Raw genomic sequence first — 19,288 nt, 5'->3', positions numbered from 1 at the left:
TCCGCTTTTCGGACGGCAACGGGCCTCTAATCGACAATGATGCTCTGAAAAAGATCGAAGCGCATGTCGATGACGCTGTCAAAAAAGGGGCGATGGTTCGCTGCGGCGGTCGTCGGATCGGCGCGAAGGGAACATTTTTTGAGGCGACCGTCATCACCAACGTCGTCGGTTCGATGCGGATCGCGCAGGAAGAGACGTTCGGTCCGCTGGCGCCGATCATCCGTTATGATGACCCGGAGCAGGTGATTCGGGAAGCCAACGATACGATCTACGGCCTCGCCGCCTATTTCTACGCCTCGAACCTCAAACGCGTCTGGCGCGTGGCCGAGGCGCATGGTTGGCATCAACACTGGCCGCATGTCATCGGAGGTGGCACCCTTCGGAGGCATCAAGCAGTCCGGCATTGGACGCGAAGGCTCTCGGCACGGTCTCGAGGACTATCTCGAAATGAAGTACCTCTGCATGGGCGGCCTCTAACGCTGGTTGCCGCCCTCCAACATCGACGCCGGGTTCGACGATGTTAAGATCCGGATCACCTCAAAAAAAGAGGCTGCCGTCGACACATGTCCTACGGCAGCCAAGTCGCGTGGGAGGCGAATTTATTGCCAGGGCCATCGAAGAATCGCTGGCTCTCTAGTCTTACTGAGTCACAAAAAACGGGAGATTCGCGGTTTGCGATGATGTGCTAGCGTGGCGATTCGTGGTCAGCAGGAGCAAGCTGAGATGAATGGCCTGAACGGAAGAAGTGAACCAGACTTTGCGGATTATGTCGAGAGGCTTGTCGATGTGATCGGCCATGCCGATCGGGCAGAGCCGCTGAAGGATTACTGCCTTGGCCTCATGCTGCCGGTGGAGCGCAAGAGTGTCGAGCCTCTGGCAGCGGTAACGGCACCGGCGAGGGTTTCGTCCAAGCATCAGTCGTTACTGCATTTCGTCGGTCAGGCGCCGTGGTCGGACGAGGCGCTTCTGCGGCGGATTGGCGATTTGGTGCTGCCGCTGATCGAGCGACATGGGCCGATCGAGGCGTGGATTGTAGATGACACCGGCTTTCCCAAGAAGGGCAGGCATTCGGTCGGGGTGGCGCGGCAATATTGTGGCCAACTCGGCAAGCAGGACAACTGCCAAGTCGCGGTCAGCTTGTCGATCGCCAACGTCGCAGCGAGCTTGCCGATTGCCTACCGGCTGTATCTACCCGAGATCTGGGCCGACGATGCCGAGCGGCGGCGCAAGGCGAAGATCCCTGACAGCGTCGCATTCCAGACCAAACCGGCCATCGCGCTGGAGCAGATCCGAGCCGCCCAGGCAGCCGGAGTGGCGCCCGGTGTGGTGTTGGCCGATGCCGGCTATGGCGTGGACGGCGCATTCCGCGCCGGCCTGTCGGCACTCGGCCTCGACTATGTCGTGGGCGTGCAGCCGACACTCAGCGTCTGGCGACCCGGCGAGGGACCATTGCCACCCGAGCCCTGGCGCGGAAAGGGGCGGCCAACCTCGCTGATGCGCCGCAGCCCCGAGCACAGCCCGATATCGGCCAAGGCGTTGGCGCAGGAACTGCCGCAAGATGCCTGGCAGATCATCGGCTGGCGGGAAGGAACCAACACTGACCTCAACTCTCGCTTCGCCGCCGTGCGCGTCAGGCCCGCGTCCAGGGATTACAAATTGACCGAGCCCCGCGCCGAGGAATGGCTGCTGATCGAATGGCCCGAGGGTGATGCCGAACCACTCAAATACTGGCTCTCCACTCTCCCGGCCGCCGCTTCGCTCGCAAAGCTCGTCAGCACCGCCAAGCTGCGCTGGCGCATCGAGCGCGACTATCAGGAACTCAAACAGGAACTCGGGCTCGGCCACTATGAGGGACGCGGTTGGCGCGGCTTCCATCATCATGCAAGCCTCTGCATTGCCGCTTACGGATTCCTCATCTCCCAAAGGGAGACGATTCCCCCCTCAGCGCCGCCCGAAACCAAAAACCGCCCGCAATCTGGCCTTCCCCAGGGTTATCGACCCCGCGGAGCCCCCGATCCGACCCGAGCGACACGTGTCGAATTCGATCGCCACAATCCGAAGGCACTTGACCGTCGCACTCAGTCGCAACCTCCAGCGATGTCCATGCTGCTCCCGGATGAAGGATCGATAAAATCCACAAATTTGTGACGCAGTAAGACTAGGCAGGCAATTGATCAGATTCCTATCGCTTCATAAGCATCGGCGATCTGCCGGATCGACGCGACATAGGCGGCGGTCCGGTAGTCACCGAGTTCCGGTTGCTGTTCGATGAGGTCGGCGATCCGTGTCCAGGTGCTGCGCATGACGTCTTCGAGGCCGGACCGGACGAGGTCGATCTCGGCGCCGCCTTCGAGGAATTCATCGCGGATATCGGCGGGGAATTCCTTGCCGGTCATGCGTTCCAGCGCCATTGCGATGGTCTGGTTGCGCCGCTCGCGCCGGCGCCGTTCCATCAGACCGAAGGGAATATGCGTCAGGTTCTTTACCCACTCGAAGTAGCTGACGACGACACCGCCGGCATTGACGTAAAGATCGGGAAGAACGGTGATCCCTCGGGTGCGAAGCACCTTGTCAGCCTCGAAGGTGATCGGGCCGTTGGCCGCCTCGACGACCAGATTTGCCTTGATGCGGTCTGCATTGCCCGCATGGATGGCATTCTCCATGGCCGCCGGAATGAGGACGTCGCATGGCTGCGCAATGCCCGTCATATCGCCGGCAAACGAGGTGGCGCCTTCGAAGCCGAGAATGCTGCCGGTCTTGATATGATGCTGCTTCAGCGCCTCGATCGCAAGACCATCGGCGTTGGCGACATAGCCGTCGCGTTCGGCAACAATCGTCACCCGGGCACCGTCTTCTTCAGAGACGAACTTTGCCGCATGGTAGCCGACATTGCCGAAGCCCTGGACGATGATTGCAGCACCCTTCAGATCGCGCTTGCCGTTCAGGCCGGCAGTGCGCGGATCGCGGAGATAGCTCTGGATGGCGAACTGCACGCCTCGGCCGGTTGCCTCGGTGCGGCCGGCAATACCGCCCTTCGACAGCGGCTTGCCGGTGACGCAGGCGCGCGCGTTGATGACATCGGTCGGATTGGCGCGGCGGAACTCGTCCATCATCCAGGCCATTTCCCGCTCGCCGGTGCCGATGTCGGGTGCCGGGACGTTGACGCCGGGGCCGATCAGGCCGCGCTTGTTGAGTTCCTGGGTGAAGCGGCGGGTGATGCGCTCGAGCTCCTGCGGCGTCCATTCGCGCGGATCGATCTTTAGCGCGCCCTTCGAGCCGCCGAACGGCACATCGACCAGCGAGCATTTGAGCGTCATCAGCGCTGCCAGGGCCTCGACCTCTTCAGCATCGGCATTCGACGCATAGCGAATGCCGCCCTTCACCGGCTCGCAGTGCTCGCTATGGACCGAGCGCCAGCCGATAAAGCTGTACATGCGACCCCGCAGGCGGACGCCGAACCGAACCGTGTAGGTCGAGTTGCACTGCATGATCCGCTCCGACAGGCCTTCCGGCAGGTCGAGGAATGTCATGGCATGACGGAAGTTTTGGTCAACGCTATCCAGGAAGCCTGCGGAGCTGGTTTCTCCGGCTTGCACGTTGCGTTGTGGTATTGCGTTCACTGGGGTGTTCCTCCTTGGTGGGAAAGTTTCGGGCCGAAGCTGTGTCAGCTCAGCAGAACTCGACGGTCGGCATTGCGCACGAGCAGGGCGTAGATCAGTGTGAACAGCCGGCGGGCGGTGTCGTTGTCGATGTTCACTTTCGCTGACAGCCGGCTTTTCAGCAGTTCGGCTGCCTCGTTATGGACGCCGCGCCGGCCCATATCGATCGCCTCAAGCCGTTCAGGGCCTGGGTGGCGGATGGCGTCGTAGTAGCTCTCACAGATGCGGGTGTAGTCTTTCAGCAATCGGCGGAACGGCGTCAGCGACAGGTAGTGACTGACGACATGCTCGCCATGGGCATCGGCGACATGTAACGCGAGGCGCCCGTCGGCCGCCGCAATCGTGAGGCGGTATGGCCCGCCATCGTGACCGACCGGAATGAAGGTGTTGGATTCCAAGAGGTCGATAACCGCGAGCGCTTGCTCCCGCTCAATTCTCGCGTCCCGGCCAGCGAACGACCGGTCGAGCGATACGTCGCAGAGACGGTACTCGGCGGAGGCCATGGCCCTGCCTCCTCACATCGCTTCCACGCACATGGCGACACCCATGCCGCCGCCGATGCAGAGCGTTGCCAGACGTTTCCTGGCGCCGCGGCGCTTCATTTCGAAGAGCAGCGTGTTGAGCACGCGGGCGCCGGAGGCACCGATCGGATGGCCGATGGCGATGGCGCCACCATTGACATTGACGATGCCAGGATCCCAGCCGAGGTCCTTGTTGACCGCGCAGGCCTGCGCCGCGAAAGCCTCGTTGGCCTCGACCAGCTCGACATCGCCGATCGCCCAGCCGGCTCTGGCCAGCGCCTTGCGCGAAGCCGGGATAGGGCCGGTGCCCATGACCTGCGGATCGACGCCGGCCGTTGCCCAGGAGACGATCCGGGCGAGCGGCTGGATGCCGCGCTTGGAAGCCTGCGCTTCGCTCATCAGCAGGGTGGCGGCGGCGCCGTCATTGAGGCCGGAGGCGTTGCCGGCGGTGACCGTGCCTTCCTTGTCGAAGGCCGGACGCAGCTTGGTCATCTGGTCGAGCGTTGCGCCGTGGCGGATATATTCGTCCTGGTCGACGGTGACGTCGCCCTTGCGGCCATTGACGATGAAGGGAATGATCTCGTCGGCGAAACGCCCAGCCTTCTGTGCGGCCTCGGCCTGGTTCTGCGAGGCGAGTGCGAACGCATCCTGCTCCTCGCGGCTGAGCTGCCACTGACGGGCGACGTTCTCGGCGGTGATGCCCATATGATAACCGTAGAAGGCGTCGGTCAGGCCGTCCTTGATCATCGTGTCGATCATCTTGAAGTCGCCCATCTTCATGCCGCCAGCGACGATGATATCCGCATCACCGGTTGCAATCTGCTGCATGCCGAGCGCGACGGCGCGAAGGCCCGAGCCACAGAGCTGGTTCATGCCCCAGGCGGTCTTTTCCTGTGGGACACCCGCCTTCATCGCTGCCTGGCGCGCCGGATTCTGGCCCTCGCCAGCCTGCAGCACCTGGCCGAGGATCACCTCGTCGACTTCACCCGCTTCGACGCCCGCGCGCTCAAGTACGCCCTTGATGACGGCAGCACCGAGCTCATGCGCCGGCGTGTTGCCGAAGGCGCCGTTGAAGGATCCGACCGCGGTGCGGCCAGCACTGGCGATGACGATCGATGGGATGCTCATGGTGGTCTCCTCTATGGTCCTCGCGAAGCCGGCACAGGCCGGCTCCAGCTACTCGGCAAAAGGCTCAGGCCTAGTTGACGATGGTCGCCTCGGTGGCGCTGCGGATCTCGCCGTCGGTGACGCCCTCGGCAAGCTCGACCAGCTTCAGTCCGCCATCGACGACGTCGAGCACACCGAGATTGGTGATGATCCGATCGACGACGCTTTGTCCGGTCAGCGGCAGGGTGCAGGCCTTCAGCACCTTAGATTCGCCTGATTTGTTGGTGTGGTCCATGACGACTACCACCCGCTTCACACCAGCAACCAGATCCATCGCGCCACCCATGCCCTTGACGAGCTTGCCGGGGATCATCCAGTTGGCGAGGTCACCGTTCTCGGCTACCTCCATCGCGCCCAGGATCGCCATCGCGATCTTGCCGCCGCGGATCATCGCGAAGCTCTGCGCTGAATCGAAGAAGGCGGAATGCGGCAGTGCCGTCACCGTCTGCTTGCCGGCATTGATCAGATCGGCATCGATCTCACCCTCGGACGGAAAGGGACCGATGCCGAGCAGGCCATTCTCCGACTGCAGCGTCACGTGGACGCCGTCAGGGATGTAGTTGGCGACCAGCGTCGGGATGCCGATGCCGAGATTGACGTAGGTGCCGTCTTGAAGTTCGCGTGCAGCGCGCGCCGCCATCTGGTTTCTGTCCCAGGCCATGTGTTTCTCCCCAGCCTCAAGCCGCCGCGCGCGTGGTGCGCTGTTCGATGCGTTTCCCGTGCTGACCCTGGATCAGGCGATGCACGTAGATCCCCGGCACATGGATGTGATCGGGATCCAGGCTGCCGACCGGGACGATTTCCTCGACTTCAGCGACACAGATCTTGCCGCATGTGGCGGCCGGCGGATTGAAGTTGCGGGCCGTCTTGCGGAAGACGAGATTGCCCGAGGTATCCGCCTTCCAGGCCTTGACGATCGACAGGTCGGCGACGATTCCAGTCTCGAGAACGAAGACCTCTCCATCAAAGACCTTGAGTTCTTTTCCTTTCGCGACGACGGTGCCGACGCCGGTCTTGGTGTAGAAGCCGGCAATGCCGGCGCCGCCGGCGCGCATGCGCTCGGCAAGTGTTCCCTGGGGGTTGAACTCGAGCTCGAGTTCACCGCTCAGATATTGCCGCATGAACTCGGCGTTCTCACCGACATAGGACGAGATCATCTTCCGGATCTGCCTGGTCGTCAGCAGCACGCCAAGGCCGAAGTCGTCAACACCGCAATTGTTCGACGCGATTGTCAGGTCCTTGGTGCCAGCTTTGCGGATCGCATCGATCAACAGCTCCGGAATGCCGCAAAGGCCAAAGCCACCCGCCGCGATGAACATGCCGTCGAACAGCAAGCCCTCAAGTGCTGACGTCGGATTGTCGAAGATTTTGTTCATTCTCCCCCCATCAGGTTCGGCTGTTGCGGCGCCGAGGCGCCGCCTGGATTCATTCACTTGGGTTCGAAAGTCCGGCAGCGGTATCAAACGGCTGCTAGGTCCCTTTACCCACGGTTGATACAAACGACCTTTGGCTGGGTCATCTCTTCATAGGCGAAGCGCACGCCTTCCCGGCCCATGCTGCCGTATTTGGAGCCGCCGAATGGCATGGCATCGAAGCGGTAGTCTGAGGAGTCGTTGATCATCACGCCGCCAGCTTCGATCCTGGCTGCGGCGTCAAGTGCGACATTGAGGTTGCTGGTGAAGATGCCGGCGTGCAGGCTGTATTCGGGTTCATTGGCCAGCTCGACCGCTTCATCGAGCGTCTCGAACGGTGCAAGCATGACCACGGGCGCAAACACTTCTTCGTGCCACAGGCGGCAGGTCACCGGCGTACCTTCCAGCACCGTCGGGTGATAGAGCGACCCTTCGCGTTTGTGGCCGCAGAGCAACTTCGCGCCGGCGGCGATGGCGTCGTTGACGGCTGCTTCGGTGCGTTGGGCGACCTCCTTGGAGATCATCGGACCGACATCTGTGTCCTCCTTCAGCGGATCGCCGGCCTTGAGTTTGTTCGTCGCCGCCACGAAAGCATCGCGGAAGCGCTCATAAAGCTCGGCCTGGACAAGAACACGCTGGGCGCCGATGCAATTCTGACCGGCTGCCCAGAAGGCGCCGGAGACGCATCCTTCAACCGCCTTGTCGAAGTCGCAGTCGTTCATGACGATGACCGGCGCATTGCCGCCAAGCTCCATCGCGAGTTTCTTAAGGCCCGCCTTGCGGCTGATCGCTTCTCCGGTAGCGAAGCCGCCGGTAAACGACACCATGCGAACCTCACGCGCGGAGACGAGAGCCGAGACGATCTCGCGATCGCCGTGAACGACGGTGATGATCTCGGGTGGCAAGCCCGCTTCCACCAAGGCTTCGACAAGCTTGATCGAGGAGAACGGCGTCAGGTTTGACGGTTTCAGCAGAACCGCATTGCCGCCGGCAATCGCCGGACCGAGCTTGTGCGCGACCAGGTTCAGCGGATCGTTGTAAGGTGTAATGGCGGTGATGATCCCGAGCGGCTCGCGGGTGAACCAGCCCTGACGCTGTTCCGAGCCGACATAGGCATCGAACGGTACGATCTCACCGGCATTGCGCTTTGCCTCCTCGGCAGAGAGCTTTAACGTATTGACGCAACGAAGCACTTCCTTGCGCGCCTGGACGATCGTCTTGCCGGCTTCGCGCACGATGGTTTCGGCAAATGCTTCACGGCGGCTCTCGATGATCCGCGCAGCTCCTTCGAGGATGCGCGCGCGCTCATGTCTCGGCAGCCTGGCTGAAAGCTCTGCGCCGCGACGGGCGCGGGCCAGAAGTTCGTTAATTTCGCTCGCATCCGTGGCGTCAATCGTCCCGAGGACAGACCCGTCATAAGGGCTGTAAACAGTGATCGGCGCCAGACTGGTGGTGATATGAAGTTTGGCAACGGTCATAGGCCGGCTTCCTCTTGCGTGATGATGCGCCACCTGCGCGGCGGCTGAGTTGGTCGGTCAGGGCAAGGAGAGGTCCCTGCCCTGTTCTCGTTTCCATGACTGCATTGGTTGCGGTCGGAGCGACCGACCGCTTGGCGGTCAGATTTTCTGACCGTTCAGAACCAGGTCATCGATGACGCAGCGTACTGCCTTTTCCGCGATCGAGACGATCTCGTCGATCTCCGCCTTGGTGGTGACGAGCGGCGGCGCGAAGCCGAGGATGTCGCCATGCGGCATGGCGCGGGCGATGAGGCCCCGGTCTCGAGCAGCCTTGGAGACGCGGGCACCGACCTTCAGCGACGGATCAAACCTGGTCTTGTTCTCACGGTCGGCAACGAATTCAATCGCGCCCATCAGGCCAACACCACGCACTTCACCGACGATCGGCAGCTGCGCGAACTTCTCCTTGAGCTGCGCCTGGAAATAGGCACCGACCTCGCGGGCATTTCCCGGCAGGTTTTCTTTCTCGACAATGTCGAGCACCGCGTTTGCGGCGGCCGCACCGATCGGGTGCCCGGAATAGGTATAGCCATGCGAGAAGGCGCCGACCTTGTCAGCTCCCTCTTCCATGACCTTGTAGACCTTCTCGCCCACGATCGAAGCCGATAGCGGAAAGTAGGCCGAGGTCAGGCCCTTGGCGACCGTGATCAGGTCGGGTTCGATGCCGTAGTGCTGCGAACCGAACATCGAGCCGGTGCGGCCGAAGCCGGTGATCACCTCGTCGGCGATCAGCAGCACGTCGTGCTTCTTCAGCACCGCCTGGATTGCTTCCCAATAGCCTTCCGGCGGTGGCGTGATGCCACCGGTGCCAAGCACCGGCTCGGCGATGAAAGCGCCGACATTGTCCGGTCCAAGCGTCTCGATCATCTCGTCGAGCTCGGCGGCGCGACGGGCCGAGAATTCGCGTTCGGTCTCGCCGGGGTTGGCGCCCCAATAGTGATGCGGAACACCGGCGTGATCGATCTGCGGGAGCGGCAGATCCATATGGTCGTGATAGAAGCTCATGCCGGTCATCGAGCCGGAGACGACGCTACAGCCATGATAGCCGCGTTCACGCGAAATGATCTTCTTCTTCGTCGGCTTGCCACGCAGATTGTTGTAGTACCAGACGAGCTTGGCCTGGGTCTCGTTGGCGTCCGAACCGGACATGCCGTAGAACACCTTGCTCATCTTGCCGGGCGCCATCTTGACGAGGCGGTCGGAGAGGATAGCCAACTCATCGGTCGTGTGCGCGGCATAGGAATGATAATAGGCCAGGCGATAGGCCTGACGAGAGATCGCCTCGGCAACCTCGGTGCGGCCATAGCCGACATTGACGCAGTAGAGACCGGCAAAACCGTCGATCAGCTGGTTGCCGTGCGCATCCTGGATGCGGATTCCCTTGCCGGTCTCCACGATCGTCGGTTCGCCGAGCTTGCCGGTCGCAAAGTCCTTCAACTGGGTGAAGGGATGCAGGACCGAGTTACGATCTTTCTCAGCGATGTCTTTGATGTTGATGGTCATTTTAACCCCTTCGGTCGCCGCTTTTCAGCTGCGCGCTTTTCTTCCTGTGAACCTGGGCCTGATCAAGTGCGAGGAGCAAAACCTCGACTTGAGGACAGCTTTCGCTTGCCCGACCCGCTCAGATGATATTGCCTGTAGGTGCTAGCTTCATCGCACCATTTCGCTCCGGGGTGACGCCGGGTTCCTGCAATCTTCCTCGCTTTTTGCAGGAATTCGCTATCGGTGGAGGCTTTGCTGATTTGACCCGTGCGGTCGGCTCATTGGGTTGGATCGACCGCGGAGACATAGGTTGAAGAACAAAGCGAGGATCGAGGGTGCTTGAGGACCGGCCCACCTCAGTGAGATTGGAATGTCAGGCCACACTCTCCACCCATCGCAAGCGTCCGCGCAGCCTCAAAACATCACCAGCCTACTTGACTAGCACCGTTCCTCCCAGGACATCGCACTCGTTGGGGGCAGCATGGACGCTCCAATCAACCCGGTCAGCGGATAGCGCGAACACGCCCATCGCCAGAGTTTGCGACCCATCGATTGTTCCGTTCTTGTAGATCGGCACCGTCTCATCGAATAGAGCGACTTCTGCGTCTTCAGCGAGCCTTTGTCCGGCAGTAACCCGGTCCACTGCCGCCTGACGATCGCGGGAAGAGGCGCTGATGGTCTGCTCCAACTGGGCGAATTCTTCGAAGATCAAATGGTTCGCATGGCCTTGGGGGGTGACGGCCTCCCGAATGGCGCAGCCTGAAGCGGGAGCCTCGATTGAGACGAGCCGGCGCGTTTTCGTCTCGCCGAGATTATGATGGAATCCGCTGGCACGGTCCTTGCGCTTGAGGATTTCTACCGCATCGCATAACGACCTTGAGTCGAGGATCGCGCGGCAGATGATGTGTCGGGGTACTCCAGGCTGAAGATCATGCGCGGTGATGTTATTTATCGTCTGCACGAGCCCCATCTCATTGAAGCCAAACGTGTGGCCGGGCAGCATGCCAGGGTACATGAAGCTGGCCCAGGCTGGTCCCTCGTCCGGCTCGACTTCAACCCAAAAGCAGGCGCCGAGGAGCGCTTGGTCACCGTCCTCGTTATGGGCAATTATTGCGGGGCGGTCGTCCTGCGCCGGCAGCAGGAGTGTCGTGCATCCATTGGCAGCAACCGACCCTGTTGCCGGGGAGACATCCTCGGGAAGCCGAAGGTCTCCGCGGCAATTCCAGAGGAAGATCGAATCGAAATCTTGACCGGCGCCTTCGGCGATGCCCTCGATTTCGCGCACAAAGCGGGGATAGGTTGCGCGCGCCGCAGCTTCGAGAGCCTTCAAATATGCAGATCGGCGCCACCGGGTATCCAACGCCCGATATTCTTCAGTGTGCAAGACGCGCTCTCGGAAAGCAGAAGCGCTTGCTCGTCCGAGTGTCACGCCGATCGAGAAGGCATCGCCCTTGGCACGGACGCGCGAAATGGGATTTTTGGACATGCGACTTTCCTCATCGTTTCTTTCGCACTTGAGGTGTCCAATTCAAGGAAGCCACGCCTCCTTGTGGCAAGGCGTCACCGGGCGCATTGTGGATCACGATTTCGCCCGGGGATTGGACTCACTCGATAACGAGCAACTTGCGGGGGACATTGGACAGGAATTCGACTTCGCCCTCCGTGATCAAGAAACTTTCGGTAATTTCGATACCCCAGTCGTCGTACCAAAGCCCGGACATGAAATGAAATGTCATGCCTGGGCGCAGCTCGGTCTTATCACCGTCGCGGAAGCTGGCGGAGTTCTCGCCCCACGCCGGCGGGTATCCCATGCCAATGGAGTAGCCGGCGCGGCTTGCCTTCTTCAGACCGTATTTCGCAAGGGCATTTCCGTAGGCCAGAGCGATATCTTCGCAGTAATTTCCCACCACAGCCTTCTCAAGGCCGGCGCTCATGCCTTCCAAAACGGCCTTCTCAGCATCCAGCATTTGCTGGCTCGGCTTACCGAGATAGTACGACCGAGAGAGCGGGCAGTGGTACCGTTTGTGTACACCAGCAAGTTCAAAGAAGATGCTTTCGTTCGCGCGAATGGGCTTATCAGTCCACGTCAGATGAGGAGCTGAGGCATCGGCACCGGCGCCAAGGTTGGGTACGGCTGACGGATAATCTCCCCAGTAGTCGCCCACACCACGGGTGCCAACATAGGAAATTTCAGCGATTATGTCCGACTGTTTTACTCCCGGCCGCAGCACCTCTGTGATGCGCTCATACATCGCTTCGACAATCTTGCCGGCGCCGCGCATATATTCGATTTCACGAGGGGATTTGACGATGCGTTCCCAGTTGATCATGCGCATGGCGTTTTTGAAGCGCGCGTTGGGAAGTGCGGCTGTAAGGGCTTCGAAACCGGCCGGTGAGAAATAGTAGCTGTCCTTCTCCAGACCGATTATGGCTGAACCGTGCCCCTCATCCGTGAGGAACTGGCCAAGAACGGTCATGGGGTGCAAGGTGTCTGACTGAACGTAGTGGTCCTCGTACCACCTGATCCGATCCTCGCCGATATATGCCGTGCGACGGCATCCATTGGCATCCTGACCACGGCCGAACCAGAGGGGATCCTTGTCCTTTGACACAACAACACATTGTGGCACGTAGAACGAGTTGCCCTCGTAACCGGTAAGCCAGCCCATGTTAGCGGGATCGGTAACGACCAGTACGTCTATGCCAGCTCGCTCCATGGCGCTGCGCGCCTTCTCGAGGCGTGTTCTGTATTCAGAAAGTTCGAACCGTAGTTTCTCGTCAGACATTTCAGTTCCTTTAGATTTGGATGCGCTAAGTCAGACGCGGGCGGTCACAGTCGCAAGCGTCAGTTTGCAGAGGTCGGTAATGTCGTAGATGGGCAGTTCTGTCTTCAGCCGAAGGGCATTTGCAACGACAGGGAAGCCAGTGCACTCGAAGAGTATCATCGCAATCTCGGGGTGGTCGGAGCGCAGTTGATCGATACGGGCACCGACCTCCTGCTGGATCTGATCCAGCGCTGTCCGCACGAACGGCCGCGCCACGGCATTGCGCACGTATACGCCACCTTCGATGCCTCCGACGACCACGCGCTTCCGATCCGCCGGGTGCTGGATGCCCAACAGGTCTTCGGTGCAATGTCGCGAATCCGCTGTTAATACCGCGAGCTTTTTCGCGGGCGATAGCTGACGTAACAAAGTCGGAATGAGTAGAAGGCTTGAGGTTATGACGGGTACATTGACTGCTGCAGAGATTGCAGACTGGTGGCGGATAAGGAAGCCGCAGTCAGCGGCAACAACGTTGGCACCTCGATCGACCAATCGCTGTGCAGCCGCAATGCAGGCGTGTTCCAGCGAAGCATCACCTCGAATGACAACATCTGCAAAGGCGCCTTCCACCATTTCCGTGATCACAGGCCCGCCAAACGTTGCCGGGTGCAATAGGGATCCTTCGCGCGGGCTAAGAAGCGGACTGTCTGGTGACACGCCTTCATCCAGCTCAAGTAGTCCAAGAACAGTGCTGCTTTGCGAAGTCATGATGAAGTTCCTCGATTTCGGACGGGTTTGGTCAATGCGAGTATCGTAAGACGTGTGAACTTGCTCGACTGCGCCTCACGCCCAGGCGGCCACCGACTTCAGTGCCGGCCCAGGCACGTCATCAGTCTATTGTTGTTCCGGCTTTGACGGCCAGCGCTCTTGCGAAAGCAAGATTTGCAATGGCAGTGTCTTGAATACCCGTCCCGGTCAGATCGGCGATCGTGATCTGGCGATCGTCGGTGCGTCCAGCCACAGCACCGGCAACAATCTGGCCGAGTTCTCGAAGGGCACGATCTTCCGCGACAGCCCCCGCCTCAATCGCGTGATGCAACTCACCGAGGCGTCGCGTCTGAGCGAGGCTGTCAGCCACGTAGAGATCGGCGCGCGCAATAGCCTCGGCCTCTACTTCGTTCTTGTGTTCGGCATCGGAGCCCATCGCCGTGATGTGCTGTCCTTGTTCGAGCCATCGAGCTTCCAGGATCGGCTGATCAGCCGGCGTTGTGGTGATGATCACATGCGCACCGGCAACGGCTGCTTCCCGGCTATCGGAAGCGATGACGCTGATGCCCAATTGGTCAGACAGTTCTCGGGCCGTCTTGTTGGCTTTGGCAGCGTCACGCGCCCAAATCCGCGCCTCACGAATTTGTCGGACCAGCATGAGCGCCTGCAACTGTAGGCGCGCCTGCATACCAGCGCCAAAGACAGCAGCCACCGACGCGTCTTTGCGAGCGAGGTGCATTGCAGCCACGGCACCTGCTGCGGCCGTCCGAACATCGGTGAGATAACCATTATCCAGCAACAATGCTTGAACCAAACCGGTCTTGCTTGACAGCAAAACCATAAGGCCGTTTGTACTGGGCAAGCCAATTTCGGGATTGCCGAAAAAGCCGGGGCTGATCTTGATGGCGAAGCCATCGAGACCAGGTACGTAGGCCGTCTTGACGTCAACCTCACCGCGATGCTCCAAAATATCGAGGCGAAGAATTGGCGGCATCACCACTTTTTTTGTTGCAAGCGTGCGAAATGCCTCTTCCACGCAACGCACAGCCTCCAGATCAAGAGTCACCAGATCTCTCAGTTGCCGTTCAGTCAAAATGGTCATCGATCTCATGACGTGGTCCTCGCAATAATATCTGCTGTCTCATCGCTCACGACGCGACGATGTAAATTCATATCGATGTTGCGGCCCGACAGCACAGTCACGACGGGTCCATGAAGGTTGCGCACTTTGTTCGCCAGGAGCGCCGCGATGCCAATCGCCCCTGCGCCTTCGACGATCTCGCGCTCCTGGAGGTATGCATGTCGGATGCCAGCCGCTATTTCGGCTTCGCTCAACAAAATGACATCGTCCAAGAGGTCGCGGCACATGGGAAAAGTCCATTGATTGGCGAGGCCAATCCCGCCGCCGAGCGAATCCGCCAGACTTTCAAACTCATCGACCTGCACCGGGCGACCTGCATCAAGGCTTGCCTTCATCGCAGCGCCGCGATCCATCGTGAGCCCAATGATACGCACATCCGGCCGCTGGCTTTTCACGGCTGCCGCCACCCCAGAAGCCAAACCGCCCCCCGAGAGCTGGATGAGCACAGTCGCCACGTCCGGCAACGCTTCGACGATTTCTAGCCCTAGCGTTCCTTGACCGGCAATGATTGCCGGGTGATCGAACGGCGGGACGAGGCACCGTCCCTCGCCCGCCAACCTCTCGGCCTCTTCCTGAGCGTCATCCTGGGATTTTCCGACGATACGGACCTCGGCACCTAACCGGCGAATTTCCGAGACCTTGTTTTCGGGGACCAGGTTCGACATGCAGATCGTGGCCGTCACACCACACGTGTTGGCTGCGAACGACAGAGCACGACCGTGATTGCCCGTCGACGCGGCCACAACGCCGCGTGCCCGCTCGTCCGCGGACAGTTGAAGAATGGCATTGAAGGCGCCGCGCAGCTTGAAACTGCCTGTCGTCTGATGGTGCTCCAGCTTTAGATATACGGGCACAGCGCAACAGTTCGACAGAGACGGAGAATGCGCGAGCGGCGTAGTGAGTATGTGATCTTTGATGCGCCGTTTTGCGCCTTCAATGTCGTCGAGGTCAATCATCAAGGTCCTCCCTCCGCACCAGCCGCGCGTTACGCGCTTTGAAAGAGTTCCCAGCAGTAGCGGATCGCCAGCTCGGTTGTCGGGACGAGAGTCTGGTCGGACACCCCGAACGTCGGCGTATGGACGCCGGATTCGTTTCCCGGCTCCTTGCTGCCGAACCAGAAATAGATTGACGGGATGCAGCCGGAGTAAAAACCAAAGTCATCGCTGCCGGAGCTTGCCGAACCCTCGATATATTTGTCCTCGCCATCGGACTGCACGACGATCTGCTTGAATCGCTCGACCATTGAGTTGTCGTTGACCACAGGAGGCTCGCCCGCGTGTGAGCTAAATTCGGCCCGGCCTCGATGGATCGCAGCAACGCCCTCGGCAATTTCGCGCACCCGTTGAACCAGCAACTTTCTCCTCTCGGGACTGCTCGTCCGGATCGTTCCGGTCATTGTGACCGAAGGGCAGATTATGTTCGTCGCTTCCCCGCCGTGGATCGTGCCGATCGTAACGACAGCGCCATCGTCAACCGGCATTTCGCGCGACACCACCTTCTGAACTTCGTTGATGAAGGCGCCTGCTATCGCGATCGCGTCCACGCCCAAGTGAGGCTTGGCGCCGTGTGCCATCGTCCCGATAGCTTCGAGCGAGAACTGATCCGCTGACTTTGTTACGGCGCCCGCACGGGCGCCATAGGAGCCGGCTGGAATGTCAGTGCGGACATGAAATCCCACTGCGGCGTCGAACCCGTCTAGCAAGTTTTCTTCAACGACAGTCCGGCCGCCAAGTGGTTCTGCTTCTTCAGCGGGTTGAAAGAACACTCGCAGCCTGCCTGAGAAATTTTCGCGCATGCGATGGAAAGCGAGCGCCGTTCCCAAGGCGATTGAGCCATGCATGTCATGACCGCACGCATGCATGACGCCTGGCACTTGCGACCGATACGGCAGGTCGTCGCGGGCTTCCTGAATGGGAAGCGCGTCGATGTCTCCGCGCATCGCGATCGAACGATTTGCGCCTGGGGCCAAGCCCTGGATATCGACATAGACACCGGTCTTGTGAAACGTCTTTGCTTCGGTCAGGCCGAAGGCGGCCAAGGTCTCGATAATCCGCTTCTGGGTCTTCCACTCGTTGTTGGAAAGTTCGGGCTCGCGATGCATGGCGTGCCGCATCTCGACGACTGCGTTACGCTCGACCTCGGAGAGGAAGTTGTTGGTAGGCATGTTCATGGTGGTCTCCTGGTCTAGTCGTCATGGTGTCTGTTGTTGCACCTAGCAGCGGAGCTGCGCGGCCCGTCGATTCGAATGCACATCACGCAGGGTCCCTGCATAAATGGAGGTGACACTGGATCCGTCGCTGCGACATCATCACTACACCTCGAGCGGGATAGCGAAGCTGGCCTTGAGACGGTCCATCACAACCATGGTCTTGAAGCCTTTGATATCTGCGTTTTCATAGAAAAACCGGCGCGTGAAGTGCTCGTAGTCCTGCATATCTTTCGCGGTAATCACGAGCATGAAGTCGGCATCTCCCGTTACGTAGAAACCCATCATCACCTCACGCGTATTTCGTATCGCAGCCTTGAATCGATCGACGATGTCGGCCCTTTCCCGTTCAAGGGACACCATGACGATCATGGTGATGTGTCGTCCGACTGCTTTGGGCGAGACGATGGAAACGTCTCCCTCGATGACGCCCTCGTTGCGCAACCTTCTCAAACGCCGTTGGCACGCCGTCGGCGAGAGGTGGACCATCCCCGCGAGTTCTTCAGAGGTCAGCCGGTTGTTTTTCTGAACGGCTTGGAGAAGCGCAATGTCGGCGCGATCGAGTTCAACCATCACCTACCTCCCCGAAACAAGAACCTGGGGAGCCCGCGCGGAGCCCTGCAGCGCCGATGCGACCTGGCATAGGCCGGTTGCTTCGACGTTCCCGGCGCAGATACTCGTCCGAACTGGTTAGGCCATTTCGGAAACGAAGCAGACATGCTGGAACCAGACGAGTATGCACCGGATACAGTCTCTATTTGACGAAGAGCTTGCGCGGCGTCTTCGTCAGGGGCTCGTAACCCGTTTCGGAGACCGCAAAGCTCTGTGTGATCGTGATCCCGACATTGTCGAGCCACAGGCCAGGCATCATGTGGAACACCATACCCGGCTTGAGTACGGTTTCGTCGCCCTTGCGAATGCTTGCCGTTCGTTCGCCTGAGGCCGGAGGGAACCCAATGCCGGTCGGATAACCAATGCGAGACTCTTTCTCGATCCCGTGGCGGGCAAGCGCCTTGCGGAAGTCGGCATCGACCTGCGAGCAGGTGCGACCGGGCCGAACTGCTTCCAGCCCGGCATTCAAGGCCTCAACAGCGATTTCCGACAGGTTCAGGAAAGCGGATGAAGGCTGGCCGACGACGATCGTGCGCGCCAGGTTGACCTGGTAGCGATGCCGGCAACCGTTCAGTTCCAGGTTGACAACGGTGGACTCCGGCAGGGGGTCGTCCGTCCAGGCGGCATGCGGCGCGATTGAGCGTTCGCCAATGCACAAATCGGGGGGGCAACAAGGATAGTCGCCACCGAACTCGGGCGTGCCCGAAATCTGCTGGTGATAGATCGCAGCAGCAATATCGCACTCACGGACCCCGGCTTGCACCATATCGATGACGCGCGTCATGGCGGCATCCGCAAGCTGGCCAGCTTGATGCATAATGGCCACCTCGGCTGGGCTCTTTACGAGCCGGATCCATCCAACAAGAAGATCGGCGTCGACGAACTCTGCATTCGGCAAGGCTCGCGTGAGATCTGCGTGGCCGCGGGCCGGATAGTAATATCCCCCCATCTCGACGCCGATACGCGCCTTTTCCCCTCCGAGCTCCTTCACGATATCGGCCATGAAAGTATAGGCCGACAGCGTTGCCGATTGAACATAGGTGTCGGGATAGGCTCGGATATTGTCCTCGGCCAGATAGGTGGTCATGGAAGCCGAAACACGGTCCATGAAACGGCCGATCCAAATCGGTTCTGCGTGGTCTTGCGCCACAATCACCATTTGCGGTGTGTAGAAGGAATACGCATTATAGCCGGTAAGGTAGTTCTGGTTCGGCGGTTCTGAGAGGAGGAGGATGTCAATCTCTCTCTTCGCCATTTCCTTTTTAACGGCTGCTAGACGGGTCTGGAATTCTCCCAGTGCGAAGTGCAATTCTTTTATCATTCTTGATCTCCCATTCGGCCGCGGCTGCCGCGCCAATATTTCCCCGTCTGTCAGGGGGCAAAGCGGGCCGTCGTTATCCCTGTATTGATCGGCTCCTGATCGGCTCCACGCTTGAACCTGCAGCCTAAGGGCACGGCTGGATCGGAAGGCCGAACTCTCGTTTTTTGCTCCATCAGATTGGGTGTTCAGCCATCTCGTCGACAACGTCTTGGTCGATCGGCGTGTCGAAAGTCATCAATATGAAACCGAGCACCGAATAGAAGCCGACGGTCGCCATAAGGTCGAACACGGCTTGCCGACCTATGCTCGCAGCAATAGCTTGCTCGAGATGCGAAGGCAGACGTGCGCCGTCAAATAGCGCGTCGACAGCACCGGCAAGTACGCCGTCTTCGCCATCGGGAGTTCCAGCCATACTCCGGATTCGCGCATCGGAAATACCAAGAGCGCGAGCGCGGCTTACATGGTGGGACCACTCATAGGCGGAGCCCATACGATGTGCCGCGCGCAAAATCACGAGCTCGGACCGGACCGGACCTAACGCACTATCTTTTACGATATGCTGCCGCAGCGGAGCCCACGCTCTCAGCAGCGCGGGATGATGAGCCATGGTGCGATAGACGTTCAGCGCGCTGGCGAAGCCCGTTTTCATGTCCGCGATTTCCGCGGGCCAGTTTTCATCAGCGATAGGCGGACAGGACGATGTTGTCATTTCGCGAG

17 protein-coding genes and 1 pseudogene are annotated in these 19,288 nt (G+C 60.1%); 2 read left to right on the top strand and 16 right to left on the bottom strand.

What is annotated here, in order from left to right:
• Positions 1-20: 20 nt before the first annotated feature.
• Together CCGE531_RS31615 and CCGE531_RS31610 are read left to right on the top strand one after the other, a co-directional pair.
• Positions 21-477, top strand: a pseudogene (locus CCGE531_RS31615) (aldehyde dehydrogenase family protein); the annotation flags it as partial.
• 246 nt (positions 478-723) lie between these two features.
• Positions 724-2,148: an IS701 family transposase gene (locus CCGE531_RS31610; RefSeq protein WP_245458839.1), complete on the top strand. Its 1,425-nt coding sequence runs from the start codon at positions 724-726 to the stop codon at positions 2,146-2,148.
• A 26-nt stretch (positions 2,149-2,174) separates the two neighbouring features.
• Here the strand turns inward: CCGE531_RS31610 and CCGE531_RS31605 are convergent, their stop codons facing one another.
• The 16 genes from CCGE531_RS31605 to CCGE531_RS31530 all read right to left on the bottom strand — a co-directional run bounded on the left by CCGE531_RS31605 (position 2,175) and on the right by CCGE531_RS31530 (position 19,280).
• A complete protein-coding gene (locus CCGE531_RS31605; RefSeq protein WP_120671018.1) occupies positions 2,175-3,530 on the bottom strand; it encodes a Glu/Leu/Phe/Val dehydrogenase in 1,356 nt (451 codons plus the stop codon).
• 134 nt (positions 3,531-3,664) lie between these two features.
• A complete protein-coding gene (locus tag CCGE531_RS31600) occupies positions 3,665-4,162 on the bottom strand; it encodes a UPF0262 family protein (protein ID WP_004128902.1) in 498 nt (165 codons plus the stop codon).
• A 12-nt stretch (positions 4,163-4,174) separates the two neighbouring features.
• Positions 4,175-5,308: an acetyl-CoA C-acetyltransferase gene (locus tag CCGE531_RS31595; RefSeq protein ID WP_004128900.1), complete on the bottom strand. Its 1,134-nt coding sequence runs from the start codon at positions 5,306-5,308 to the stop codon at positions 4,175-4,177.
• Between the two features lie 70 nt (positions 5,309-5,378).
• On the bottom strand, positions 5,379-6,008 hold the full coding sequence (locus CCGE531_RS31590; protein WP_004128898.1) for a 3-oxoacid CoA-transferase subunit B: 630 nt from the start codon (positions 6,006-6,008) through the stop codon (positions 5,379-5,381).
• Between the two features lie 16 nt (positions 6,009-6,024).
• Positions 6,025-6,723: a CoA transferase subunit A gene (locus CCGE531_RS31585; RefSeq protein ID WP_004128896.1), complete on the bottom strand. Its 699-nt coding sequence runs from the start codon at positions 6,721-6,723 to the stop codon at positions 6,025-6,027.
• Between the two features lie 104 nt (positions 6,724-6,827).
• Entirely contained in the window at positions 6,828-8,237 is a 1,410-nt protein-coding gene (locus tag CCGE531_RS31580) for an aldehyde dehydrogenase family protein (RefSeq protein WP_120670882.1), read from the bottom strand.
• Between the two features lie 138 nt (positions 8,238-8,375).
• Positions 8,376-9,779, bottom strand: coding sequence for an aspartate aminotransferase family protein (locus CCGE531_RS31575; protein WP_120670881.1), 1,404 nt, complete (start codon positions 9,777-9,779; stop codon positions 8,376-8,378).
• A 409-nt stretch (positions 9,780-10,188) separates the two neighbouring features.
• Positions 10,189-11,244: a C45 family peptidase gene (locus CCGE531_RS31570; protein WP_004128892.1), complete on the bottom strand. Its 1,056-nt coding sequence runs from the start codon at positions 11,242-11,244 to the stop codon at positions 10,189-10,191.
• Positions 11,245-11,362: 118 nt separating this feature from the next.
• Positions 11,363-12,544 (bottom strand): Xaa-Pro peptidase family protein, encoded by a 1,182-nt coding sequence (locus CCGE531_RS31565; protein ID WP_120670880.1) that lies wholly within the window; start codon positions 12,542-12,544, stop codon positions 11,363-11,365.
• Between the two features lie 30 nt (positions 12,545-12,574).
• Positions 12,575-13,291, bottom strand: coding sequence for a hypothetical protein (locus CCGE531_RS31560; protein ID WP_120670879.1), 717 nt, complete (start codon positions 13,289-13,291; stop codon positions 12,575-12,577).
• A gap of 121 nt (positions 13,292-13,412) precedes the next feature.
• Positions 13,413-14,402: an ectoine utilization protein EutC gene (gene eutC / locus CCGE531_RS31555; protein ID WP_004128888.1), complete on the bottom strand. Its 990-nt coding sequence runs from the start codon at positions 14,400-14,402 to the stop codon at positions 13,413-13,415.
• Positions 14,399-15,388 carry a hydroxyectoine utilization dehydratase EutB gene (gene eutB, locus CCGE531_RS31550; protein ID WP_120670878.1) on the bottom strand — a complete coding sequence of 330 codons (990 nt, stop codon included), beginning with the start codon at positions 15,386-15,388 and terminating at the stop codon, positions 14,399-14,401. Before eutB ends, eutC begins: the two co-directional genes overlap by 4 nt.
• A gap of 29 nt (positions 15,389-15,417) precedes the next feature.
• Positions 15,418-16,602, bottom strand: a complete 1,185-nt coding sequence (locus CCGE531_RS31545) for a M20 family metallopeptidase (RefSeq protein ID WP_120670877.1) — start codon at positions 16,600-16,602, stop codon at positions 15,418-15,420.
• Positions 16,603-16,743: 141 nt separating this feature from the next.
• Positions 16,744-17,211, bottom strand: coding sequence for an Lrp/AsnC family transcriptional regulator (locus CCGE531_RS31540; protein WP_004128880.1), 468 nt, complete (start codon positions 17,209-17,211; stop codon positions 16,744-16,746).
• A 181-nt stretch (positions 17,212-17,392) separates the two neighbouring features.
• The gene (locus CCGE531_RS31535) at positions 17,393-18,607 is read right to left on the bottom strand and encodes a Xaa-Pro peptidase family protein (RefSeq protein ID WP_244441502.1); all 1,215 of its coding nucleotides are present in this window, start codon (positions 18,605-18,607) and stop codon (positions 17,393-17,395) included.
• 136 nt (positions 18,608-18,743) lie between these two features.
• Entirely contained in the window at positions 18,744-19,280 is a 537-nt protein-coding gene (locus CCGE531_RS31530) for a carboxymuconolactone decarboxylase family protein (protein WP_120670876.1), read from the bottom strand.
• Positions 19,281-19,288: the final 8 nt, after the last annotated feature.

This window comes from Rhizobium sp. CCGE531 (genome assembly GCF_003627795.1).
Taxonomy (GTDB): Bacteria; Pseudomonadota; Alphaproteobacteria; order Rhizobiales; family Rhizobiaceae; genus Rhizobium.
The sequence above is the reverse complement of the archived record's forward strand: the minus strand, read 5'-3'. Positions and strand labels throughout refer to the sequence as shown.